The sequence below is a fragment of the Vibrio splendidus genome, from assembly GCF_024347615.1.
Classification (GTDB): Bacteria; Pseudomonadota; Gammaproteobacteria; order Enterobacterales; family Vibrionaceae; genus Vibrio; species Vibrio splendidus.
Genome location: NZ_AP025508.1, coordinates 138,459 through 161,850 on the forward strand (window position 1 = coordinate 138,459; position 23,392 = coordinate 161,850).

General features: G+C 43.7%; 26 protein-coding genes. 14 read left to right on the forward strand and 12 right to left on the reverse strand.

Going from position 1 to position 23,392, the window contains the following annotated elements; all coding sequences use genetic code 11:
- Nucleotides 1–63 precede the first annotated feature (63 nt).
- Nucleotides 64–696, forward strand: coding sequence for an alternative oxidase (locus tag OCU90_RS00615; protein WP_061023696.1), 633 nt, complete (start codon nt 64–66; stop codon nt 694–696).
- Between the two features lie 470 nt (nt 697–1,166).
- Complete coding sequence (gene cspE, locus OCU90_RS00620; RefSeq protein WP_004735656.1) at nt 1,167–1,379, forward strand: transcription antiterminator/RNA stability regulator CspE; 213 nt, start codon at nt 1,167–1,169, stop codon at nt 1,377–1,379.
- Between the two features lie 330 nt (nt 1,380–1,709).
- On the opposite strand, the gene OCU90_RS00625 is transcribed toward cspE, so the two are convergent.
- Nucleotides 1,710–2,576, reverse strand: coding sequence for a YicC/YloC family endoribonuclease (locus OCU90_RS00625; RefSeq protein WP_061023698.1), 867 nt, complete (start codon nt 2,574–2,576; stop codon nt 1,710–1,712).
- Between the two features lie 283 nt (nt 2,577–2,859).
- Here OCU90_RS00625 and rph point away from each other — a divergent pair, with 283 nt between their 5' ends.
- Nucleotides 2,860–3,576: a ribonuclease PH gene (gene rph / locus OCU90_RS00630; protein WP_004735726.1), complete on the forward strand. Its 717-nt coding sequence runs from the start codon at nt 2,860–2,862 to the stop codon at nt 3,574–3,576.
- Between the two features lie 215 nt (nt 3,577–3,791).
- Complete coding sequence (gene pyrE / locus OCU90_RS00635; RefSeq protein WP_004735727.1) at nt 3,792–4,433, forward strand: orotate phosphoribosyltransferase; 642 nt, start codon at nt 3,792–3,794, stop codon at nt 4,431–4,433.
- 130 nt (nt 4,434–4,563) lie between these two features.
- Here the strand turns inward: pyrE and lpxL are convergent, their stop codons facing one another.
- From lpxL to coaBC, 3 genes are all read right to left on the reverse strand, one after another.
- Nucleotides 4,564–5,544, reverse strand: coding sequence for an LpxL/LpxP family Kdo(2)-lipid IV(A) lauroyl/palmitoleoyl acyltransferase (gene lpxL, locus OCU90_RS00640; RefSeq protein ID WP_029405243.1), 981 nt, complete (start codon nt 5,542–5,544; stop codon nt 4,564–4,566).
- 39 nt (nt 5,545–5,583) lie between these two features.
- The gene (gene slmA, locus OCU90_RS00645) at nt 5,584–6,174 is read right to left on the reverse strand and encodes a nucleoid occlusion factor SlmA (RefSeq protein ID WP_016768952.1); all 591 of its coding nucleotides are present in this window, start codon (nt 6,172–6,174) and stop codon (nt 5,584–5,586) included.
- 139 nt (nt 6,175–6,313) lie between these two features.
- Nucleotides 6,314–7,555 carry a bifunctional phosphopantothenoylcysteine decarboxylase/phosphopantothenate--cysteine ligase CoaBC gene (coaBC, locus tag OCU90_RS00650; protein ID WP_061023700.1) on the reverse strand — a complete coding sequence of 414 codons (1,242 nt, stop codon included), beginning with the start codon at nt 7,553–7,555 and terminating at the stop codon, nt 6,314–6,316.
- A gap of 223 nt (nt 7,556–7,778) precedes the next feature.
- Here coaBC and radC point away from each other — a divergent pair, with 223 nt between their 5' ends.
- The 6 genes from radC to OCU90_RS00680 all read left to right on the forward strand — a co-directional run bounded on the left by radC (nt 7,779) and on the right by OCU90_RS00680 (nt 11,967).
- The gene (gene radC, locus OCU90_RS00655; RefSeq protein ID WP_026012282.1) at nt 7,779–8,453 is read left to right on the forward strand and encodes a RadC family protein; all 675 of its coding nucleotides are present in this window, start codon (nt 7,779–7,781) and stop codon (nt 8,451–8,453) included.
- A 292-nt stretch (nt 8,454–8,745) separates the two neighbouring features.
- Nucleotides 8,746–8,982, forward strand: a complete 237-nt coding sequence (rpmB, locus tag OCU90_RS00660; RefSeq protein WP_004728407.1) for a 50S ribosomal protein L28 — start codon at nt 8,746–8,748, stop codon at nt 8,980–8,982.
- Nucleotides 8,983–8,995: 13 nt separating this feature from the next.
- Complete coding sequence (gene rpmG, locus OCU90_RS00665) at nt 8,996–9,163, forward strand: 50S ribosomal protein L33 (RefSeq protein ID WP_002535344.1); 168 nt, start codon at nt 8,996–8,998, stop codon at nt 9,161–9,163.
- A gap of 347 nt (nt 9,164–9,510) precedes the next feature.
- Complete coding sequence (locus tag OCU90_RS00670) at nt 9,511–10,059, forward strand: hypothetical protein (RefSeq protein WP_054542806.1); 549 nt, start codon at nt 9,511–9,513, stop codon at nt 10,057–10,059.
- A 2-nt stretch (nt 10,060–10,061) separates the two neighbouring features.
- Nucleotides 10,062–10,871 (forward strand): bifunctional DNA-formamidopyrimidine glycosylase/DNA-(apurinic or apyrimidinic site) lyase, encoded by an 810-nt coding sequence (gene mutM / locus OCU90_RS00675; RefSeq protein ID WP_054542805.1) that lies wholly within the window; start codon nt 10,062–10,064, stop codon nt 10,869–10,871.
- Between the two features lie 91 nt (nt 10,872–10,962).
- The gene (locus tag OCU90_RS00680; RefSeq protein ID WP_017081673.1) at nt 10,963–11,967 is read left to right on the forward strand and encodes an NAD-dependent epimerase; all 1,005 of its coding nucleotides are present in this window, start codon (nt 10,963–10,965) and stop codon (nt 11,965–11,967) included.
- Between the two features lie 77 nt (nt 11,968–12,044).
- On the opposite strand, the gene OCU90_RS00685 is transcribed toward OCU90_RS00680, so the two are convergent.
- The 3 genes from OCU90_RS00685 to OCU90_RS00695 form a co-directional block, all read right to left on the reverse strand.
- Nucleotides 12,045–12,803 (reverse strand): glycosyltransferase family 25 protein, encoded by a 759-nt coding sequence (locus OCU90_RS00685; RefSeq protein WP_061023701.1) that lies wholly within the window; start codon nt 12,801–12,803, stop codon nt 12,045–12,047.
- A 354-nt stretch (nt 12,804–13,157) separates the two neighbouring features.
- Nucleotides 13,158–13,640, reverse strand: a complete 483-nt coding sequence (coaD, locus tag OCU90_RS00690; RefSeq protein WP_017081671.1) for a pantetheine-phosphate adenylyltransferase — start codon at nt 13,638–13,640, stop codon at nt 13,158–13,160.
- Nucleotide 13,641: 1 nt separating this feature from the next.
- The gene (locus tag OCU90_RS00695; protein WP_061023704.1) at nt 13,642–14,706 is read right to left on the reverse strand and encodes a glycosyltransferase family 9 protein; all 1,065 of its coding nucleotides are present in this window, start codon (nt 14,704–14,706) and stop codon (nt 13,642–13,644) included.
- 96 nt (nt 14,707–14,802) lie between these two features.
- Here OCU90_RS00695 and OCU90_RS00700 point away from each other — a divergent pair, with 96 nt between their 5' ends.
- The gene (locus tag OCU90_RS00700; RefSeq protein ID WP_061023705.1) at nt 14,803–15,516 is read left to right on the forward strand and encodes a 3-deoxy-D-manno-octulosonic acid kinase; all 714 of its coding nucleotides are present in this window, start codon (nt 14,803–14,805) and stop codon (nt 15,514–15,516) included.
- A gap of 40 nt (nt 15,517–15,556) precedes the next feature.
- Here the strand turns inward: OCU90_RS00700 and waaA are convergent, their stop codons facing one another.
- On the reverse strand, nt 15,557–16,819 hold the full coding sequence (waaA, locus tag OCU90_RS00705) for a lipid IV(A) 3-deoxy-D-manno-octulosonic acid transferase (RefSeq protein ID WP_061023708.1): 1,263 nt from the start codon (nt 16,817–16,819) through the stop codon (nt 15,557–15,559).
- A gap of 132 nt (nt 16,820–16,951) precedes the next feature.
- On the opposite strand from waaA, the gene OCU90_RS00710 reads away from it, so the two are divergent.
- The 3 genes from OCU90_RS00710 to OCU90_RS00720 are packed head-to-tail and all read left to right on the forward strand — an operon-like array spanning nt 16,952 to nt 19,874.
- Complete coding sequence (locus OCU90_RS00710) at nt 16,952–17,983, forward strand: UDP-N-acetylglucosamine 2-epimerase (RefSeq protein ID WP_061023712.1); 1,032 nt, start codon at nt 16,952–16,954, stop codon at nt 17,981–17,983.
- A gap of 9 nt (nt 17,984–17,992) precedes the next feature.
- Entirely contained in the window at nt 17,993–18,784 is a 792-nt protein-coding gene (locus OCU90_RS00715) for a glycosyltransferase family 2 protein (RefSeq protein ID WP_061023714.1), read from the forward strand.
- Nucleotides 18,785–18,794: 10 nt separating this feature from the next.
- Nucleotides 18,795–19,874, forward strand: a complete 1,080-nt coding sequence (locus OCU90_RS00720) for a glycosyltransferase family 4 protein (RefSeq protein WP_061023715.1) — start codon at nt 18,795–18,797, stop codon at nt 19,872–19,874.
- A 20-nt stretch (nt 19,875–19,894) separates the two neighbouring features.
- Here OCU90_RS00720 and OCU90_RS00725 read toward each other — a convergent pair whose 3' ends face one another.
- Genes OCU90_RS00725 through neuB form a run of 4 tightly spaced genes read right to left on the reverse strand, consistent with a single transcriptional unit; the run spans nt 19,895 to nt 23,366 of the window.
- The gene (locus tag OCU90_RS00725) at nt 19,895–20,587 is read right to left on the reverse strand and encodes an acylneuraminate cytidylyltransferase family protein (RefSeq protein ID WP_016791483.1); all 693 of its coding nucleotides are present in this window, start codon (nt 20,585–20,587) and stop codon (nt 19,895–19,897) included.
- Entirely contained in the window at nt 20,587–21,648 is a 1,062-nt protein-coding gene (locus OCU90_RS00730; protein ID WP_061023717.1) for a nucleotidyltransferase family protein, read from the reverse strand. Before OCU90_RS00730 ends, OCU90_RS00725 begins: the two co-directional genes overlap by 1 nt.
- Entirely contained in the window at nt 21,641–22,300 is a 660-nt protein-coding gene (locus OCU90_RS00735; RefSeq protein WP_061023719.1) for an acetyltransferase, read from the reverse strand. Before OCU90_RS00735 ends, OCU90_RS00730 begins: the two co-directional genes overlap by 8 nt.
- On the reverse strand, nt 22,293–23,366 hold the full coding sequence (neuB, locus tag OCU90_RS00740) for an N-acetylneuraminate synthase (protein ID WP_061023720.1): 1,074 nt from the start codon (nt 23,364–23,366) through the stop codon (nt 22,293–22,295). Before neuB ends, OCU90_RS00735 begins: the two co-directional genes overlap by 8 nt.
- Between the last annotated feature and the right edge of the window lie 26 nt (nt 23,367–23,392).

Sequence of the window (23,392 nt, forward strand, 5' to 3'; positions counted from 1 at the left end):
AAGGCTTTGTGTCTTGGCATGAATGTTGATTAGTAAGTATTAGACTCATATAAGGAACACGCTATGCATTTTGAAAGCACTCATTATAAACCTGAAATCTTCTCCGAAAAGGTTGCACTTCTTGTTACTCGACTTCTCAAAAAGACACTTAACTTGTTTTATGGAAAACACTTAGCCAAACGAGCCATGTTGTTGGAAACCATAGCGGCGGTGCCGGGCATGGTGGCGGGAGTGTTCGACCACCTCAAAGCTCTGCGCCGCATGAAAGACGATGGTGGTTGGATCAAAGAGCTACTGGACGAAGCGGATAATGAACGGATGCATTTGATGATTTTCCTCACCGTTACCAACCCGTCCATTATAGAACGCATTTTAGTGATGCTATTACAGTTCATCTTTCTACTCATCTATGGCGTGATCTACTTAGTCTCATCTAAAACCGCGCATAGGATCGTTGGGTATTTTGAAGAGGAAGCTTGTAATAGTTACTCCGAATATATCTCGAAAATTCAAGATGGCACGTTGCCCAATCATCCCGCTCCTGAAATTGCGATTAAATATTATCACTTACCCGAGAATGCTACGTTTTTGGATGTGCTTTTCTGCATAAGGGAAGATGAAGCTAAACATAGAGATAAGAATCACGACATTGCCGATCTCTATAAAACCCAAGACTTACCCGATCATCAGTGCTAATCATCAAAAAGACATAATTATGACAAATAAAGCTCAACAACCAGAAAATAAGGTCGTCTTAATTACTGGTTCAAACCTGGGATGGGGTTGAGCTTTTCTATGCATACTAGGAATACGGACTTACCTGAGGGGGAGTGCTTAGAGAGTCGTACTATGAGTAAATTTCTTAAGATCAAAGCGTTATAAATGAGCTTAATGGCGTAGTAGGGCTGTAATTTAAGCCAACCGAACAAAAAAACATCAATTATTTTCAAATAAAGCTTTACAACCCGACCCAGATCACCAAGAATGGCCTCGCTCTGTTTTCAGAGTTATTAAATGAAACATCAGTTGTAAAGTAAAACCCTTAGTATTGCTTCATTGTTATTCTCAGTGTTTCCCTTGGCTTCATAGATACATTAAATAATTCAAGCTTTCAGCGCATCGCACTTTTGGCGATTAATTTTTTATTTTTATATAAGGGACACATCATGTCTAACAAAACAAACGGCGTAGTAAAATGGTTTAACGAAGAGAAAGGTTTCGGTTTCCTAACTCAAGACAACGGCGGCGCTGACGTATTCGTTCACTTCCGTGCTATCGCTTCTGAAGGTTTCAAGACTCTTAAAGAAGGCCAACAAGTGTCTTTCGAAGTAGAGCAAGGCCAAAAAGGTCTTCAAGCTGCAAACGTTGTAGCTCTATAAGATTTTAAGTCGGCGCAAGTTGCATTAGCAACTTGCGTCACTTTCTCTCTTAAATCTTTCCCCTCTAGTTCCACCTGTAATACCCCCCTCAAAATATTCTAAAATCCTTTGCTACATCCGCTTCTCTGTTCTATCTATAGCTGTATCTATCTCTTGCTCCAAACAAATCTCCTGTGTAACAACCTGCTCAACTTACTCATCCTGATTGTCATTATTGTATCCATAAAAAAAGCCCCTAAAACTAGGAGCTTATCTTGATCTAATCAACACTGTTAGTTAATCAACGCTGATTCAGCTAATGGCTATTCACAGCGTGTTACTGACAAACTGTTATTCAATGTTCTGGATCTGCTCACGCATCTGTTCGATAAGAACCTTAAGCTCTACGCCTGATGCTGTGATGTCTGTGCTGATAGACTTAGACGCTAGCGTGTTTGATTCACGGTTAAACTCTTGCATCATGAAGTCAAGCTTACGGCCACAAGCGCCACCCTTCTTCAAGACGACATTTGCTTCTTTCACGTGAGAGTCTAGACGGTCTAGCTCTTCTGCTACGTCTGACTTCTGCGCAAGTAGGATAAGTTCTTGCTCAACACGAGAACCTTCAAGTTCAATTTTAGCATCTTCAAATTTGGTAAGAAGGCGCTCACGTTGCCATTCTAGGATCTCAGGCATGCGTGCACGAACTTTCACGACTTCTTCAGTGATTGCATCTAGGCGCTGAACGATTAGCGCTTTCATGTTTTCGCCTTCGCGAGCACGAGCGTCAATGAATTCTGCGATGGCATCGTTGAATGCTTCTAGCAGGTCTTTGTTGATGGCATCCATGTCTTGCTCTGGCGTTTCCATCACACCAGGCCAATTCATGACTTGGAATGGGTTCAAACGGCTGTCTTCGCCAGTCATCGTCATTACTTGGTTCGCCGCATTGATTACTTGCTGAGCCAAACCTTCGTTAATGCTTAGCTCGCCCTTTGCAGCAGGGTTTGCTTCAAAACGTAGGTTACATTCAACCTTGCCGCGAGCTAGACGCTTACGGAAACGCTCACGCAAGATCGGCTCTAAACCACGGAACTGTTCAGGCATACGGAAGTAAGTTTTAAGGTAGCGTTGGTTTACACTACGGATTTCCCATACTGCTGTACCCCAATCGCCTTTTACTTCTTTGCGTGCGTACGCGGTCATACTATAAATCATCGAATTTTCCTGTCTTTTATCATTCTGAAAATAACGCGCACGCATAGTATCACGATACGGGGTGCACCCGAAGCCTGTCGCTTTTCCGCGATAAATAGCCTTTCACGGTAGGTATCTTTGAGTCGTAAGTCGCTTTAAGTCGTAAGCCGCTTTGAATGGTAAATAGATTTGAAAGATAAACTGCTATATAATCTTGCCCCAATCAAAACTGTCTCACCCCTTTCTTAGGTGATGCACTCTTTCGATAGTAAATCACTTCAGACTGTTAATAAGGTAGATACCAATGCGTCCAAATGACCGCGCTGTAGATCAAATTCGTCCAATTAAAATTACTCGTAACTACACGGCTTATGCTGAAGGTTCTGTATTAGTTGAGTTCGGCAACACTAAAGTTCTATGTAATGCGACGGTAGAAGAAAACGTACCGCGTTGGTTAAAAGGCCAAGGAAAGGGTTGGGTAACGGCTGAATACGGCATGCTGCCACGTGCAACGCACACTCGTAACCGTCGTGAAGCGGCGAGCGGCAAGCAAGGTGGTCGTACGATGGAAATCCAACGTCTGATCGCGCGTAGCCTACGTGCTGTTGTTGACCTGAAAGTAATGGGTGAAATCATGATCACTGTCGATTGTGATGTTATCCAAGCAGACGGCGGTACTCGTACTGCTTCTATCTCAGGTGCAAGCGTTGCAATGGCTGATGCTATCAACAGCCTACTAGCAAGCGGCAAACTGAAAAAGAACCCAATGAAAGGCCACGTAGCGGCAGTTTCAGTGGGCATCGTTGGTGCACAAGCACTGTGTGACCTTGAGTACGTTGAAGACTCAGCCGCTGATACCGACATGAACGTTGTAATGACGGAAGACGGTAAGATGATTGAGATTCAAGGCACCGCAGAAGGCGAACCGTTCAGCCACGAAGAGCTGATGCAGCTTTTAGCCCTGGCGAATAAGGGCATTACCGATATCGTCGAAGCGCAGAAAGCTGCGTTGGCCGACTAGTTTCTAGATAGCTCCCACATTGGGGGCTATTTTTTTATCTTCTTCGTATTCGCGCCCTCCGCGTTGTTAACTGCGCTTACTCACCCGAATGACTTACTACTCGTAAGCTCACGGGTTTCGCAAGCTTGTTGCCTAGCGGAAAACACGACTACTTAGAAGATACTAAGAAGAGTTTAAGTTAATTAAGTTTTATTGGATAAACGTAGAGGAAAAACATGAAAGCATATCAACGTGAATTTATTGAATTTGCACTAGAGAAAGAAGTACTTAAGTTTGGTGAGTTTACTTTAAAGTCTGGCCGTAAGAGCCCTTACTTCTTCAATGCTGGATTGTTTAATACAGGTCGTGACCTAGCACGCTTAGGTCGCTTCTACGCAGCAGCATTGGCAGATTCAGGCATTGAGTTCGACGTACTATTTGGCCCTGCGTACAAAGGTATCCCAATTGCAACGACAACAGCGGTTGCACTCGCTGATCACCACGATGTGGACACGCCTTACTGCTTCAACCGTAAAGAAGCGAAGAACCACGGTGAAGGTGGCAACCTAGTGGGTAGCGAACTTGAAGGTCGCATCATGCTAGTGGATGACGTGATCACTGCTGGTACTGCGATCCGTGAGTCGATGGAAATCATCCAAGCAAACGGTGCTGACTTAGCGGGTGTGCTTGTTGCTATCGACCGTCAAGAGAAAGGCAAAGGCGAATTGTCTGCGATTCAAGAAGTAGAGCGTGACTTCGGTTGTGCAATTATCTCAATCGTTAGTCTGACTGATTTGGTGACTTTCCTTGAAGAGAAAGGCACCGACGCAGCACATCTTGAATCTGTAAAAGCGTACCGCGCTCAATATGGTATCTAATTCGTAAACTGAAGAAGTTGAACCTGATGGTTTAGCGCTCTAGGTTAAGAATCGAAAAAGTAAAAAGGCCCGAGAGAGATAACTCTTTCGGGCCTTTTTACTTTTCTATTGAGATGAGCTGCTTTCTTATCTATTTATAACGAATACCGCGCTCAATTTCTGGATCTTCCATGGTTTTGAAACGTTTGTGCAGCCACATCCATTGCTCTGGAGCTCGTAAGATAATTTTCTCAAGATAGCGGTTTAGATAAGCGGCCGCGGCTTTTTCATCTTTGCGTGGATAGTCATCTTCGATTGACTCATCCGCCATGATTTCATACTTACCATCGGCATTTCTAAAACCAGACCCCGGAACAAGTGCACATCGGCTAGTGTAAGCCAGAATACTGGTGCCTGTTGTGGTACACGCATCTTCTACTGCGAAGAAAGGCACAAACACAGACTTGTTACGGCCATAGTCATGATCCGGCAGATAGAAAAGGATCTCACCCTGACGCAGGATTCGAATCATACGCTTCACGTCTTTACGGTGGATAAGACGGTTGCCGTTCTGAGTACGACCACGGTATTGAATGAATTCGTAAGCTGGGTTGTTGTGCGGGCGATAAACACCTAAACCAGAAATACCAAGAACGGCCATTGCTCTCGCAGTGATCTCTAGGTTCAAGGCATGTACACAGCACAACAAAACACCTTTACCGTTGGCTTTGTGTGTACGCAGCGTTTGGGTATCTTTATCCACAAGGATTCTTTTGAAACGCCACGTTGGCCAGAACCAGGTAATGCCGGTTTCGATCAGTGCCATACCAGTATTCTTAAAGTTCTCACTGACCATGGCAGCGACTTCATCAGCAGGCTTGTCTGGGAAGGCGAGTTCCAAGTTACGTGTTGCGACCGCTACGCGCTTTTTACCATAGCGAGCCCCAAGAGAGCCCAATGAACGACCTAGCAGTAATAATATACGGTAAGGGAGAACATTAACGATAAGCGCCAATAGCCCAAAACCGAACCACACTCCCCAGTATTTAGGGTGGAGTAGTGCCAGAGTAAAAGGTGGCTTAGTAATAACGTGTTGTGCCGTACTGTTTGTCGGAGAAGTTTTCGTCGTCATAACCATCACTTAAGATTTGATTGCTACTTAATTTGATTGCTACTTAATCTGAGCGCTCAGCAGTGCCCAATAAGCATCAAAGTTTTCTGTTGGTTGATATTTGAAGTCAGAACGTACAAATCGATTCAAGCTGCCTTCAACCTGACCGAGCAGTTGAGCTGCTAAGATCTTCTCATCAACAGGGAACGATTTCCCTTCACGAAGCTTCCTTTCACGCAAGATCTGGCGAAGTTGAGTCTCAATACGCTCAAAAAGCTGATTGATGCGTTCACGCAGGCGTTCATTCTCAAACATTAGGGCATGGCCCGACAAAATACGAGTCAACCCCGGGTTGCGCTCAGAAAAGACCAAGATAAGCTGCATGACTAAGCGAATACGCTCAAGTGTATCTTTCTCTTCATCTAGAATACGGTTGATTCGAGACATCAACGCTTCTTCAATGAACTCGATCAGGCCTTCAAACATGCGAGCTTTGCTTGGGAAGTGGCGGTAGAGCGCAGCTTCAGATACGCCGACTTGCTTGGCCAATTTTACCGTTGTGATACGAGAAGCACCTTCGGTCGATTCCAACATTTGTGCGAGAGCTTGTAGGATTTCTTCACGACGGTTTGATTTTCGAGTACCAGCCATCTATTTACTTCCTTTCCTAAAGATGAGGATTGAGTGAAGCAGGATTATAAACACCATTCAATTCTGTTTCCTAGTTTTGTGAGCCCTAGGTCAACAGAATCGAGAGGTGTCAGCAGATTGTCAGAGCAAATTTGTGCGTTTATGCACCAATAAGCTGTTGGATCTGATCGAGGATCTGGAAACCAAGTGTGTCTTTGCTATCCAGTGGCAGAGATTTATCACCGTCTTTCCAATAAAGGTGCAATTCATTACTGCTGCTATTGAAGCCTTGCCCTTCGACAGAGACATCATTAGCACAAATCATATCGAGGTTCTTTCTTTCCAGTTTGCCGCGCGCGTACTTCTCAACATCTTGAGTTTCTGCAGCGAAGCCAACAGTAAATGGGCGACCTTCGGACATTGAGGCTACAGAAGCGACAATGTCTGGGTTCTTAACCATTTGAATGGTCATGTCGTCTTTACCATCGACCTTTTTAAGCTTTTGGTCTGCAATGGTCTCAGGGCGGTAATCGGCCACCGCGGCGCAGCTGATGAAAATATCGTGTTGAGCTGCGTTGGCAGTAACGGCATCAAACATCTGTTGTGCGCTGTCGATATCAATGCGATTGACCTTGTTTGGCGTCGCAAGTGAAACAGGGCCACTGATTAGAGTCACTGTTGCACCTTGTTTAGCGGCCGCTTCAGCCAGTGCATAGCCCATCTTGCCTGAGCTATGGTTGGTAATGTAACGCACCGGGTCGATGGCTTCACGAGTTGGACCCGCCGTAATTAACACCGAACGGCCAGCAAGCGGCTTAGGTTGGAAGAAGTCTTCACAACGGTGCACGAGCTGCATTGGTTCTAGCATACGACCCATGCCGACATCACCACACGCTTGTTCGCCTGCGGCAGGGCCCCAGATTTCACAGCCACGACGTTTTAGCGTCGCGATGTTCTCTTGAGTCGCCGGGTGGCTGTACATCTGTTGGTTCATTGCCGGAGATACCGCAACTGGCGCATCGGTTGCTAAAAGCAGTGTGGTCAGCAGGTCGTTGCCCATACCTGCCGTCATGCGAGCAATAAGATCTGCGGTTGCTGGCGCTAGTAATACCAAGTCAGCCCATTTTGCGAGCTCGATATGCCCCATGGAAGCCTCAGCAGCAGGATCAAGCAAACTATCAGATACTGGCCTTCCAGAGACGGCTTGCATGGTGAGAGGAGTGATGAACTCCTTGGCTGCATTCGTCATCACGACTTGTACTTGCGCCCCACGTTCAATTAAGCGTCGAGTCAGTTCGGCACATTTATACGCAGCGATACCACCACTAATGCCAAGTAGGATTTTTTTTCCAGCTAGGCCTTGTAGGTCAGCGTTATCCAGTTGATTAACCAATGTTTGCATGATTCTGTTCCTTAATTTCTCTGGGACTTACGATATCAGAACAAAGGATTAGTGCCTAGAAGCAGAATTCGAACAGATTTGATGCTCATCAAATTGGTGTTATCAAACTTATCAATTACACGGTTTTGCTAGCGACTCGTTTCCTTTTCTCTTTATCAAAGGATCTCTGGTTGCAAGCTCATTAAGCTGATGGATCGTATTCATGACCCTAAATAGCCTTTATATGCCTATAAGTAAGATGCCTGTTGAGTCGATGCCAAGAGAAAAGTTACTGAGTCGAGGGCCAGATTCTTTAAGTGATGCGGAGTTGTTAGCGATATTTCTTCGAACGGGTACACAAGGAATGAATGTTTTAGAGCTTTCTGACAAGTTGATCAAAGATTTTGGTTCACTGCGCCAACTTTTTTCTGCAACCGAGACTGAGTTTTGTGCTCATAAAGGGATGGGGCAGGCGAAATATGTCCAGTTGCAGGCTGTTTTAGAGATGACGCAACGTTATTTGGCAGAGACTTTATCTCGAGGGGATGCACTCACTAGCCCAAGCCATACCAAGTTGTATCTTTCGAGTATATTGCGCGATCGCCAGCGAGAAGCCTTCTATATCTTGTTCCTAGATAATCAAAACAGGGTAATAAAGGATGAAGTGATGTTTGAAGGAACCATCGATGCCGCATCAGTTTACCCTAGAGAAGTAGTGAAACGGGCACTTCATCATAATGCAGCTGCATTAATCCTAGCGCACAACCATCCTTCTGGTGTCGCGGAGCCAAGCCAAGCAGATAGGCGAATTACACGCAGATTAACCGACGCATTGGCGCTGGTGGACATCCGAATTCTCGACCATTTTGTGGTTGGAGATGGCGAAGTTATCTCTTTTGCAGAACGCGGATGGATTTGAATCACATTTTAGGTTGTTAGTTGCGTTAAATCTGCTATCATTCCGCCCACATTTTAGAACCTTAAATCAGCTCTGATTACTCAAATAGCTGCCCTGTTCAAAAAAAGATCACGAAATCCTTAAAAAGGATCTGTTCGGGTCTTGAGCAATGCATGTCAAGTTAGTATAATACGCGACCTTTGATAGCCTTGAATGGATTTTCCATTATGGTTTTTACCTCTATTTTCAGAATTGATAGAGAGGTTCGGCCACCAAGGTTGATATCGAGCTGAAACGATTTGGAGAGACATTCATGTCCCGAGTATGTCAAGTAACTGGTAAGCGTCCAGTAACGGGTAATAACCGTTCACACGCACGCAATGCTACCAAGCGTCGTTTTCTGCCGAACCTACAAACTCACCGTTTCTGGGTAGAGAGCGAAAAACGTTTTGTTAAACTACGTCTAACTGCTAAAGGCATGCGTATTATTGATAAGAAAGGCATCGATGCTGTTCTTGTTGATATCCGTGCACGTGGCGAAAACGTTTAAGAGGAATTAAGCAATGGCTAAAGGCATTCGTGAGAAAATCCGTCTAGTATCTTCTGCTGGAACTGGTCACTTCTACACAACTGACAAGAACAAGCGTAACATGCCAGGCAAATTTGAGATCAAAAAGTTTGATCCAGTAGTTCGCCAGCACGTTATGTACAAAGAAGCTAAAATCAAGTAATTGATAGCCCCTTTGTCTCTTCTTTTATAGAAGAATAAATTAAAAACCCAGCTTATAGCTGGGTTTTTTTATGCCCAAAATTTGGGAAGCCCCATTGTTTTGAGAGGTCTAAGGTTTTTTGAGAAGCTTAAGCTTTTTCGAGAAGACTAAGTGTTTTTGATAGACGTAAGTTTCATTGGCTCAATTTGGCACCTACCGCACAGACGTTACACTTGCCGATGGGCTTATGTGATAGAAAATAGCGCAACATAGAAAGTATCGCCTTTTTCACGATATACTGAACACTCAATAGGTTAGATGAGCAGAATCAGATGAGATATCGTGGACGCCGATGGAACAACATACTCATGTTCAGTGTGATTGCTTTTATTGGGGTGTTAAACCTTCCAACATTGATCAAAGCTTATTTGATCGAGCCCGAACCTGAAGTTACGGTCAGCAGCCCTTATCCTTCTCTTTTAAATCCAGCAGCTGAGCTTCAAGCTTTGCACTTTGCTAATTGGTCAGTTGTGCTAGAAGACGATCATTGGGTTTATCAATTTAAAGAGACAACACTTCCTCAAACTACCAGTGCACAAGAGTTGTCGCAGCGATGGAAAGAGCTTGTGGGTACCGAAGTCGATTCTCAAACCTATACCGACCTCTCACCACAACTGAATACCCCGCACACCATCGAGGTGTGGTATCAAGATCAAGAAGAACCACAACGTATTACCTATTATCAACTGCCTCAGTTCTGGCTGCTAAAAAACTGGAATGATCAGTGGTTGGCGGTGTCTATTGAAGAGAGCTACTTGTTTCCAAGTTTTGGCTCAGACCAGTCCTTTAAATCAGACCAGTCATTTAAGTCAGACAAGCTATCTATATCAGAAAAATCACCTAAATCGGACGACTAACTATGCCTGAATTACCCGAAGTTGAAGTAAGCCGAATGGGGATCTCGCCTCATTTAGTCGGTGAGAAAATTAAAACTCTGACTTTTCGTACACCTAAATTGCGTTGGGATATCCCTCAAGAACTTAAGCGATTAGAAGGGCAGGTGATTCGCTCTATTTCACGCCGAGCTAAGTACCTATTGATAGAAACTGATACCGGAACAGCCATTGTTCACCTTGGGATGTCTGGCTCACTGCGCGTGTTAGATGCCGATTTTCCAGCGGCCAAGCACGATCACGTGGATCTTAAGTTAACCAATGGCAAGATATTGCGTTACAACGATCCGCGTCGCTTTGGTGCGTGGTTATGGTCGGCGCCTGATGAAATACATACAGTATTACTGGGTTCTGGTCCTGAGCCACTAACTGACGACTTCAACGCAGATTACATTGCTGAAAAAGCAGAAAAGCGTAAAGTTGCCGTCAAACAGTTCATTATGGACAACAAAGTGGTGGTCGGCGTGGGAAATATCTACGCCAATGAAGCGCTGTTTTCTTCACGAATCCATCCTTTGCGGCCAGCAAGCAAAGTGACAAAAGAAGAATGGGCCTTGTTAACCAAAGAGATCAAACAAGTACTCGCTACCGCCATCAAACAAGGCGGTACTACACTCAAAGATTTCGCACAAGCGGATGGCAAGCCGGGGTATTTTGCTCAAGAGCTGCAAGTTTATGGAAAAGCGGGTGCAGAGTGCCCGAGTTGTGGTGAGAAACTTGAAGAGCAAAAAATCGGACAGAGGAATACGTTTTTTTGCTCTCAATGTCAGGTATAGAAAAACTGAACCTATGTTCACTTTTTTAAGCTAGTAGATATGCGGTCTAGTAGCTACAATTGCAATAATTATACGAATTGAGAATAGTAGAATGAAATATTTAGTAACTGGCGTTGCTGGCTTTATTGGCTCTGCAGTTTCAGAGCGACTATGTGCGGCAGGACATGAAGTTATCGGTATTGATAACTTAAATGACTACTACGAAGTCTCTTTAAAACATGATCGCCTAAAGCGCATTGAGCATGAAAGCCTGACCTTTATCGAGCTTGATCTTGCTGATAGGGAAGGCATGGCGAAGCTGTTTGCTGAGCAAAAGTTTGACCGTGTGATTCATTTAGCAGCGCAAGCTGGTGTTCGTTACTCAATTGATAATCCAATGGCGTATGCTGATAGCAACCTTGTCGGTCATTTAGCTATTTTGGAAGGTTGTCGTCACAACAAGGTTGAACACCTCGTTTATGCTTCATCGAGCTCCGTTTATGGCTTGAATCAAAAAATGCCATTCCATACGGCAGACAGTGTTGATCACCCGATCTCACTGTACGCCGCGACTAAAAAGTCGAATGAGCTAATGGCGCATACCTATTCTCATTTATACGACGTACCGACAACCGGCCTACGTTTCTTTACCGTTTACGGCCCTTGGAGCCGCCCTGATATGGCGATGTTCAAGTTTGCGAATCTAATCGTGGCGGGTAAAGAGATCGATATCTATAACAATGGCGATATGATGCGCGACTTCACTTATATCGATGATATTGTTGAAGGTATTATTCGTGTACAAGATCGTATTCCAGCCAAGCAACTAGATTGGACCGTTGAGCAAGGCTCACCAGCAACCAGTTCTGCTCCGTATCGCGTATTTAATATCGGCCATGGTAGCCCCGTTAAATTGATGGATTACATAGAAGCATTAGAAGGTGCTCTAGGTGTTGAAGCGAAAAAGAACTTCATGCCAATGCAGCCAGGTGATGTGTACGCGACTTACGCGGATACGGAAGATCTGTTTGAAGCGGTTGGCTACAAGCCTCAAGTTAAGATCCAAGAAGGAGCGAAAGCTTTCGCGGATTGGTATAAAGCCTATTACTCGCTTTAAAAAAGTCACGGTTTTATCAAAAATAGCGCTCAATGAGCGCTATTTTTAATTTTGGAGAGCGTTAATGTTTAGCTTCGCTATCTATATAATTTTGGCCTGTGCTTTTTATCTAAGATAGAGAGGTGGTAAAAATTAGTTATTAGGTTGAGCATCATGTTTTTTATTTTGTTAGTAGATTTCATAAAGGCCACCGAATAGTCTTTTTTACCTTTATGTTTACGACAACCAATAATTGACGGCTGTTTACTACGTTGTAATCCTGCAGAAGAAACACCAAACATGGGATGTTTATGAACCCAAGTATTCCGTAAGAATACATCGACTGGATAATTGAAAGTTGAACTTTGTTCGATGAAAGCTTGTGCCGCTTTGGGAGATATAGCGTAACAGGCGGTTCCTTGAGGTACTTTCAAATACTTTACAAGGTGTTGGATATCGTGCCTATCAACTGAGTAATGTAATTTGTTCTTACTGTCTTGTAAGCGAATAAAGCCACACTGCTCAATATGCTGCTCGGCGATAGTCAGAGTATTACGAAATATGTTGATATCAATATCGGCATGATCTTCGAAGACTAAAATGGGTTCATTGAGCTCTATACATTTTTGCCAAATAAGGTAGTGGCTTGCATAACATCCAATCTCTCCAATTGCATGCGGCCTACCCATATTGTGTAAAAAAGCTCTATCATGAATTCTTTTTAGTAGAGGATGCTCATCGGTTCGCGCATCTACTCCAATAAAAAACTCAAAATCAACCTGAACATCCTTAAGGGCATCTGCTGTTGATTTTTGCCTACAATGGTTCTCTTTTAAGGTAATACAGTATGATTTCATAGAGCTATATTGATGTGTTTATTTATAGTGAACTATGTTATCACTCACCTGGCTTTTTGTAATGATTGTTCACTTGGTTAGCAGTTATGGTTGTGACGGGCTTCAAGAATGTTGAGGCAACATGAATTATGCCTTGTTGTTGGCTATGCAATATCAGAGAGGTCATGGGTGGGGCGTATTAATTTATCGGTACTAATAACTTGAATTCGTATAAATAGGTCTCTTTGAAATGTGACTTCCTAATCGCATTGAGAATACAAATCTGATCTTTATCTAACCTACTACTCGATCTAAACATTAATGCATTAACAAAAATAGCGCCAATGAGCGCTATTTTTTTGGGAGAAGGGGTCGTTATTTGGTTGTTTTTAGCTTTATCTCGGCTGCCACCTTTTGTGGCACAAACTGACTAATGTCCCCACCATGAATGGCCACTTCTCGAACTATTGTCGAAGAGAGGAATGCATACTCCTCTGAAGGCGTTAAAAATACACTTTCAAGTCCTGGAAGTAGCTTTCTGTACATGCTGGTGAGTCCAAACTCGTACTCAAAATCCATGGTTGTTCTTAGGCCACGCACCAACACATTTGCTTGCTGCTGTTTAGCAAAATCGACCAGTAACCCCGAAAATCCTTCAACAGAAACGTTAGGTAAGTGAGACACCGCATCACGTAACAACTCTACTCGTTCATCTAATTCAAACATGGTTTTTTTACTTGGGCTCGCTGCTACCCCAACGGTGATATGGTCAAACATACTCGCGGCACGAACAATAATATCAAGGTGGCCATTGGTTACAGGATCAAAAGTGCCAGGGTAGATAACGTGTGTGGTCATATTAGCTGTCCTTGCTTGGTGTTTTTATGGAAGTTAAGGCTTTGTCGAGTGTCTGCTTTACCATGTCGAGCGTGATGTCTTTCATTAAATCATCGCCTTTAGCACGGGTTCCCCATGGAAGGTCTGCGACTGGTTTACCTTGTTGTGCTTCTACATGCTGTTGATAAACGCTCACCACGATATCAAGGTCATTGTAAGGTCCTGTTCTACGAGGATCGCTGTGTGCATACAAGCCGATTACAGGCGTTGACTGTGTCGTTGCCAAGTGGGCTGGACCAGTATCAGGTGCCAATACCACCGTTGCATGTTTCAGTACGGCAGTCAGTTGCTTCAAGTTCGTTTTGCCAATCAAGTTGGTTACTGGCGATTGGCATAATTTTTCGATGTCGTTACCTAGGTTAACTTCTCTTGGTGCCGGAGAACCACATAACACCACTTGCATGCCTTGTTCGACAGCATAGTCAGCAATAGCTGCGTACCGCTCTGTTAGCCAGTTGCGAGAATCTTTGCTAGCAGCAGGGGAGATAACCAAGGTCGGTTTGTCTGCCATGGTGCTGATTGCTAATTGTTCATCTTTAGGTGTTAAAGGGATATTCCATTGAGGCTTATCGAAGGGTACACCAATGTAGCGAGCAAATTCGGCAAAGTTATCCAATACATGAAACTTGTCTGAAATAGGTAGATGGCGATTAGTAAAGAGTGATTGCATTTCACGAGTACGGTTTTTTCCAAATCCCACTTTGCACTTCGCCTTTATCCCCCATGATAGTACGCTGGCTCTGAGTGCGGCTTGCATATGCAGAAGAGCATCAAATTTACGATCAGATAGCTGGTGCCATAATTCACGCATTCCTTTGAAGCCTTGTTTCTTATCGAAAACAATAACCTCAATGCCGGGTAGATCGCCGATCAGCATGGCTTCTATTTTACCTGTGATCCAAGTGATTTTCGTTTCAGGCCACTGCTTCTGGATGGCTTGAACCACAGAAATAGCATGACAAACATCACCAATCGCGGAGAGGCGAAGTATGCAAAGAGATTGAGGTGCAGTTGAGAACAGTGACATAAAGTGCCCGAAAAAAGTGAATAATATCAGAATTATGCAGATACTCGCATTAGTTGTAAAATAGCAATGACGAAAAGCGACCCAAAGGCCTCATAGATGGAAACGATTAGCACCAAGAACCAAACAATTTGGTACGACCCTGAACTTTTGGCTCAGGTACCAGAGGACGATATCGCTCAGATCTTTGAGGCTGAATATTGGCAGCAACAAGATGCCATTTCAGGCAGTGCTCAAGGACGCGGTACCACATGGTTCATTCAGCTTGATGGAATACAGGCTGCACTGCGCCATTATCGCCGTGGCGGGTTGTTTGGGAAGCTAGTCGAAGACCAATATCGTTTCTCTGATTGGGAAAGTACGCGCTGCGCGATGGAGCTTAATGTTCTTAATGTATTAGCTAATGCAGGTGTGAATGTACCCAAGCCTATTGCCGCTCGGGCGACGAAAAGCGGACTACTTTATCGAGCGGACTTAATGTCTGAACGAATTCCCAATGCCAAGGATCTGGTTGATGTATTGGTCAATGGTCCGATAGATGCGGATGTTTATCGTCGAATTGGCCAAGAGGTACGCAAGATGCATGATGCTGGGGTTAATCATACCGATCTCAACATTCATAATATCTTACTTGATGACTCGCAAAGGGTGTGGATTATTGACTTTGATAAGTGTGGTCAGCAAGCGGGTGATGACTGGAAAGAAGGCAACTTAAATCGCTTAAAGCGCTCGTTTTTAAAAGAAGTGAACAAGCGCCAGATTCAATGGCAAGATTCGGATTGGGAACTGTTATTGCAAGGCTACCAAGGTTAATAGTTATTCGTTAAGAATGGCGAACAGCCAAAAATGTTAGCTAATTAATAATGTGTCCCAAGGTTTTATTCAACGCCCCTCGGTTCTGTTCAACTACTTGATAAGCCGCTAAGCCTTTATCTTTACGTAATTTAGTTTGGGTGAACAGCTCTCTGAGTTGGCTTGCAATGTCACTGCTATCTTGACAAATAACCACGGCATTGGCTTCCAGCAGTTTGTCAGTGATCTCGCTGAAGTTAAAGTAGCTCGGACCATTGAGTAAAGGTAACTGCAGTGCCGCAGGCTCTAGAAGATTGTGGCCACCCACCTTATCGCCCACAAGGCTTCCTCCCATAAAGCACACATCAGACCCGCCGAGTAATACCAACATTTCTCCCATCGTATCCGCAATATACACTTCAACATCAGAGGTGATTGGTTGCTGACTCGTTCGAGTGATAGTCTTGAAGCCGTGCTCTTGAGCTAGCTCAGAGACTTGGTTAAATCTCTCTGGGTGACGAGGCACAATCATCAGCAAGGTATTAGGATTGTCTTTAAGGAGCTGTTTATGAGCGTCTAAGATAATTTCATCTTCGCCTTGATGAGTGCTGGCAGCTATCCATACACTGCGTTCAAAGCCAATTTGTTCACGTAACACTTTGCCTTTTGATGCTTGTTCAGCTGAGACTTCAATATCAAACTTGATCGACCCAGTCACATGCACAGATGTTTTATCTAACCCTAATCGTATAAAACGCTCAGCATCACTTGGGTATTGGCAAAGTACTTGAGATAGGTTTTTTGCTAGAAGGTTAAACACAGGTTGGAATTTGGCGTAGCGTTGGCACGAGCGTTCGGATAGACGAGCGTTAAGTACTGAAATAGGAACCCCAGCTTTCGCGACGCAGTGCAGCGTGTTTGGCCATAACTCGGTTTCCATGATTAACATCTGTTTAGGCTGAACAGTCTTCAAAAAACCTCGAACACACCAAGGAAAATCAATCGGCATGTAGCGATGCTCGACTAAATCACCGAGTTTTTCTATCTGCTCTGCACCCGTGCTGGTTGTCGTGGTAACGATGATGGCTTGGTTTGGATTGCGTCGCTTCAGTTGCTTGATGATCGGTACGGCGGCAATCGATTCACCAACCGATACTGCGTGAATCCAGATAGGATTCTTACCTTGAGTTTGCGGTGTGATCCCGAAATGTTCTTTCCAACGCTGACCAAAACTTGGCTTTCCGGGTTTGCTCTTATAAAGCCCATACAGCAGTAGCGGAGAAGCTAATGACAATATGAGAGTATAGATAAGTCGTATAAGCATAAGAACAGTGACACCAGAAGGTAAAATCAATATTCAGAAGAGTATTTTCTTCAATCTCGAAAGTAAAGAGCGTTATAATTAAATGCTTAGTTGCGCTTTCAAACGGACATGGTGAATTTTATCTCATCGCTTATGCAAACCGATCAAACCTATCGTTTCTTGCTCTACGTCGAGCAAAATTATTCATTTGCTATTCTTCGCCCATTCTATGATTACGCGAAGCAACTCGGCCATGAGGTTAAGTGGTTGCTTGTTGGTGAAGACGCTTCTGAACATCTTTTACTGGATCAAGAGCAGAGCGTTTCTTTGACAGAAGCTATTGCCTTTAATCCTTCTGCTGTTCTAGTTCCTGGTGATCGTGTTCCTGCGTTTATTCCAGGATTGAAGGTGCAAGTATTTCATGGCTTGAACGAGAGCAAACGAGGGAACTTATACCCTGAGCGTGGTCTATTTGATTTGTATTGCACTGAAGGCCATGAAAGAACAAGTTCGCTTGAGCCGTTAGCCAAGCAACGCGGCTATTTTCAAGTAAAAGAGACCGGGTGGCTGAAGCTCGATAGCTTGTTTAATTATCAAACTAGTGAGAACCGTCATGAGAGACCTCAAATTCTGTTTGCCTCGACGTTTTCGCCAAGCTTATCGTGTGCAGAGTTTGTTTATGAGGAGCTTAAACGCCTAAGCCAACTGAGCCAGTGGCAATGGTTGGTGACTCTTCACCCTAAAATGAATCAAGAGACACGAGCCAAATATCAGGCACTGGAAGGGGATAACCTTCTCTTTTTCGATAATGATCGAGTGATTGAAATGCAGCATCGCGCCGATGTCATGGTGTGTGATAACTCATCGATATTTCAGGAATTCTTGTTGCTCAATAAGCCTGTTGTCACGGTAAATAATCGAGACCCTCAAGCAAGCTTTATTAATATTACTCAAGCCGAGCAATTAGAGTCAGCAATTAAGCAAGCGATGCTAGCTGATGAAGCTAGAGATAACGCTATCGCTCATTACGGTCCGTCAATTACTCCATATCTAGATGGGCAATCCTCAGTGAGAGTTCTGAGTGCTATTACTGATGTGCTAGAAAGCGGCTGGCAAGATAACAAGCCAAAAAATTGGATTCGTAACTTTAAGATCCGTAAATCATTAAACTATTGGAAATTCTAGGGCTGAATAATGAGAAAACATACCCTGTCTGTCATTGTTATTACCAAGAATGAAGAAGACCGAATTGAAACTTGCCTTAAATCTGTCGTCGACATTGCCGATGAGCTGATTGTTTTAGACAGCGGCTCAACGGATGCAACGGTAGAGATATGCCAAAAATACACAGATAACGTGACCATCACAGACTGGCCGGGCTTTGGTAAACAAAAGCAACGAGCTTTAGATAAAGCTACATGTGATTGGGTGTTATCAATCGATGCTGATGAAGCGTTAGATGAAGAGATGAGTAAGGCTCTTGTTGAATTATTAAAACAAGATCAAATCAAACATACTGCTTATAAACTTCCTTGGGGAGTGACCCTTTATGGCACAACACTTAAGTATGGTCGCAGTGCTCGTGCGGTATTGAGGTTATTTCAGAGAGAAGGCTCTCGTTATACGCTTGATGAAGTTCATGAGACGGTCGTTCCGGAGCAAGGCTCTACAGGGATATTGAAGGGGTTTCTTCTTCATTACACCCATCGTGACTATGGCCACGGCCTAGATAAAGCAGCGCAGTACGCCTGGCTCGGCTCGCAAAAGTACCATCGTAAAGGCAAGAAATCACACGGCTTATTTTTGGCCTTGTTACGAGCGGCATGGACATTCTTCCTTGTTTATATTATTCGCCGCGGCTTTATGGATGGTAGTGTCGGCTTCATTATGGCGATGACCTACGCTCAAGTGAATTTCAATAAATACGTCGGTTTGTGGATTCTTGAAAATCGTTCAGAAGCCAGCTCAAAAGACCAAACCAAATAGGAACTGAGAGATGAAGATTTTAGTTTGTGCATCTTACTTACATGCATGGAACAGTTTACGCCCTGAAGCCGCGATCTTTATTGAGCTTGCGCGTCAAGGTCACCAAGTCACTATTATGACCCAAGGTGAGTCTGAGCATGTCTCAAAGTTAGAAGAGTGCGGCATTCGAGTCGTTGATGGTTATCCAAAGCGTAAAATTTGTTTTGATACCATTAAAAAGATTCGCCACGAGCTGAAAACGCATGATTACGACATCTGCTATGCTTTTAACTCAAAGACGATACCTAATGCGGCGTTTGCGTGTATTGGTTTCAACGTTAAATTAGTCGTTTATCGAGGCACTACTGGCGGGTTATATCGACATGACCCTAGTGCTTATTTAACTCAACTTCACCCTCGTGTAGACGGCATTGTCTGTGTTTCAGAAGCGGTGCGACAAGATGTGGTAAAACGAGTTTGGAAGAACAAAGATAACGTTGTTACCATCTACAAAGGGCATGAATTGGATTGGTATAAAGTACCACCAACCGAGCGTTCTGAGTTTGGTTTGAATGAAGATGATGTCGTCGCGATTACTGCAGCGCACGTAAGGCCAAGTAAGGGCATCTCTGTCTTACTTGAGGCGACCAAATACATTACTGCACCGAACTTCCATTTGATCTTAGCGGGCAGCGGCTACGAGCCTCATTTTGATGAGATGAAAGCGAGCCCTATGAGTGAGCGCATTCACTACATTGGTCATCGTACTGATATCCCTTCAATCATGTGTATGGCTGACTTTCAAGTTCAGCCATCGATTAGCGGAGAAGGACTACCACGCACGATTGTCGAAGCGATGGCAAATGGCACAACCTCAGTAGTGACAACTACCGGTGGCGCTCCTGAACTCGTTGTAGATGGCGAGACTGGTTATATTGTCCCGACTGGTGACGCCAAGGCGTTAGGGGAGGCTATGGATAAGCTTGCACAAGATAAGGCAAAGTGCACAACAATGAGTGAAGCAGCTAAGAAGCGCCTAGATGAAAGCTTTAGTTCACGAGTGACAGTGAAGAAGCATTTGGAATTTTTTGAGAAGTTGCTTAAGCAGTAATATAAAGTGAAGAGGGCTGTTTAGCCCTTTTTGTTCATAAAAAACTCGGCAAGTTCAAAATCTAATTGTTGGTCAATATCAAAAGAAACTCGATTTTCCATCACGTAGGCAAAGGATTTTTCCGTGTATTTAATTTCACCATACTCCATAAGCTTTCGAGCATCGAAGATATAAATAGCCCCATTGAATCGGTAAAAATCACCGCAATCTTGAGAGCGCTTTAATGCTTCAGGGCGAATAAAGTCTCCCATTGTGCCATCTTCTGGAAGCGTGTTAGCCCAAAGCGGTGGGTGTTCACATGGTGTAACGGAAACAACGGAGAAAGCCTGTTTTTCAATGAACAGATCCAATGCTTCATCGATATGTTGAGCCGTTCGCAATGGAGATGTTGGTTGAAGCAGTACAATTATATCTACGTCACGTCCAAATTTTTCTAACGTATAAGTTAGAACACTCTCTGTCGTTGCTGTATCCGATGCTAAGTGGTCTGGTCTTAGTTCTGGAACATCGACACCAAATAGGGAGGAGGCATCCGCTATCTCCTGATCATCTGTGCTAACGAATACTTGATCAACATACTTACTCTTTTTGGCTGCATCAATTGACCACCCAATTAATGGTTTTCCAGCTAAAGGCAGCACGTTCTTTCTTGGTAGTCGTTTGCTGCCACCGCGGGCAGGTATAATCGCCAATACTCTTTTAGTGTCAATCATTAGAACATCTCTAAGCTATGGATATCAGCCTGCGCTCGATTGAAATCGTCCATGCGGCCAATATCTAACCAATACTCGTGGATTGGAAACATCAATACATTGTTGCGTTTATTCATATGTTGCTCTAACAACGTAGGCATATCTATATGGTAATTTTTTGGCACAGAATCAATGACTTGAGGTGAAACTACATAAATGCCAGCATTCACGAAAAAACGTTGTATTGGTTTTTCGACCATACTCGTTATTTTGTTTCCTTCTCCATTTATCACACCGTAAGGGATTTGATAGTCGTATTCACGGACACACATCGTTGCATCAGCATTATTGTCTATATGAAATTCTAACAAGCGTTGAAAATCTACCTTTGTTAGAACATCTCCATTAATCATAATGAGAGGTAAATCTTTAGGTAGGTCGTCAGGTAATAAGCCTAATGCGCCACCTGTTCCTAGCGGTTCATTCTCATGGACGTAGGTGATGTTAATGCCTAAATCACTACCATCGCCAAAGTGGTTTTGAATTTGTTCGGGCATATAATGCGTAGAGATATAAAAGTTAACGAAACCCGCTTTAGTAAAGCTTCGTATCACCGTTTCAAGAATTGGTTTATCACCGATCTTTAGCATCGGTTTGGGGCAGCTATCTGTCAGAGGCTTCAAACGGGTACCAAAACCTCCAGCCATAATAAAGACTGGGTTTTGATAACTTGGTTTGTTTACTAGAGCGCGGTGAAGAGTTTCGAGGCCAACTAATTTCCCGTCATCAACGATAGGAATGAACAAGATATCGAGCTTATTCATTTCCTCAATTAGGTGATCTCTTGAATTTAGTGATGTTGCTGTTACTGGTGACGAGTTCATTACATCAGATACAGGAGTGTTAAGGCCTTTGCCCGATAACAGCCCTCGACGAATATCCCCATCTGTGACTACACCTAACAAGGTGTGCAAGCCATCAACGACCAATGCTCCACGGAGTGCTTCTGAATCTATAATTTGTAACGCATCTTTAAGTGTTGCTGACGGTGACAAGATGGCTTTTTTCCAACTATTAATCATTTCCAACCCACTTAGTTTCCTGATTTAGTTTAGCGAAAGTAATTGTGTGCGAGTCAACGTCTTTAACAATGGTGCTGCCCGCCCCTACAATACAGCCTTTACCCAACTCAATACCCTGAATTACTGTCGACCCGGCTCCAACATATACATTGTCATGGGTTTTAACGTGTCCACAAAGTGTTGCTCGAGGAGCAATATGATTGTGCTGACCAATAATACAATCATGCTCAACGAGAGCTGCTGTATTAATGATGCTATGGGCTCCTATCTCAACACCAGTCTGCACTACGGCTTGAGTTAGAATTTGAGAGCCTTCAGCTAGAGAAACAAAACTTGATACATGAGCTGTTGGCGCAATAACGGTCTCAAATCGATAACCCAATTGGCTAAAATAGATTCCAACTTTCTCTCGCAATGAAGACTTAGGCATCATGCCAATACCATTTACCAACAGAACATCACTTGGTGAGAACTCCGTTATATCAGCGTCTTCTAAGAGTTGAGTAAGTCCCACAAAAACATCACGTTGAGTTATGTCATCTGGGCTAATAACTGCAACAATCTCTCGTCCTTTCTCCAACAAAATATCGGTTAACACGCTAGCATGCCCACCGCCACCAATCATTACAATGGGAAGTTCAAGGTTACTCAACGATTAGATCCCCTGCTTGATATGGCTTACTTGCTGTTTTTCCCAAAAGCTCCCACAACTTATAAGGAGACATACCTGAGCCCGGGCGCTTTATCACTAAATTTTCCATGTTAAAGGTTTCCCCAACAGAGATTGGTTTTGCTGCGACTAAGCTTTTACGAGCTACGGTCTTGTTTTTAACCTCAGAAACAGTGGGGCTCTTAACATTAGTCCCAAGCGCGACTTCAACCTGGCGAATAGCATCGATCATAGCTTTGAGTTCATCTGGTTCCAAAGAAGCTTTGTGGTCTGGCCCTTCCATGGTTTTATCAAGGGTAAAATGTTTTTCGATTAATACTGCCCCACGCGCTACAGCAGCGATTGGAATAGTTATTCCCTCACTGTGATCTGAATAGCCTGACGCTAAATCAAATGCTAGGCCTAGTGTGTCCATTGCTTTCAGATTAATTTCTTCCATTGGCGCTGGATATTCAGTTGTACAATGTAAGATAGTCACTTTTTCTTTAAGCAACCTCTGCCCTTCATTCGAGGCATAAGCTTGTTGGAAAGCCAGAATACTGGGTTGTTTGTCATCGTCAGTAAGATAACCGAATGCTATAACCCCAAGTACTGACTCAACTTCTGCCAATGTAGCCATACCTGTAGAAACAATAAGATCACAACCAGTACGTGCATGCTCTAAAACAAGAGGCGCGTTTGTGATCTCACCTGAGGGGATCTTTAATCGCTTAAGACCGAGTTCGTTCACCAAAAAATCTAAGCTTTCAGAATCAAAAGCAGTAGAGAGGAATTCAATCCCAAGTTTATTGCAGTGGGCAACCAGTTGATGGTGTACTTCATACGATAATTCTAGGCGACTTAACATGGCCAACTGAGATTCTTGCTTTTGTGTGTTCGCTACTTGATAGTCAGCTTGCTTTGCCGACTCTGTGACCAAGTTCTTCGCTTTAAAGGTTTGAAACTTAACAATGTCAGCACCTGCTTGATAAGCAGCTTCCACTAATTCAAAGGCGAGCTTATCATTCCCATTATGGTTAACACCTGCTTCAGCAATTATTAATGTCATAGAGTCTCTTTTTGTATTTGTTCTCG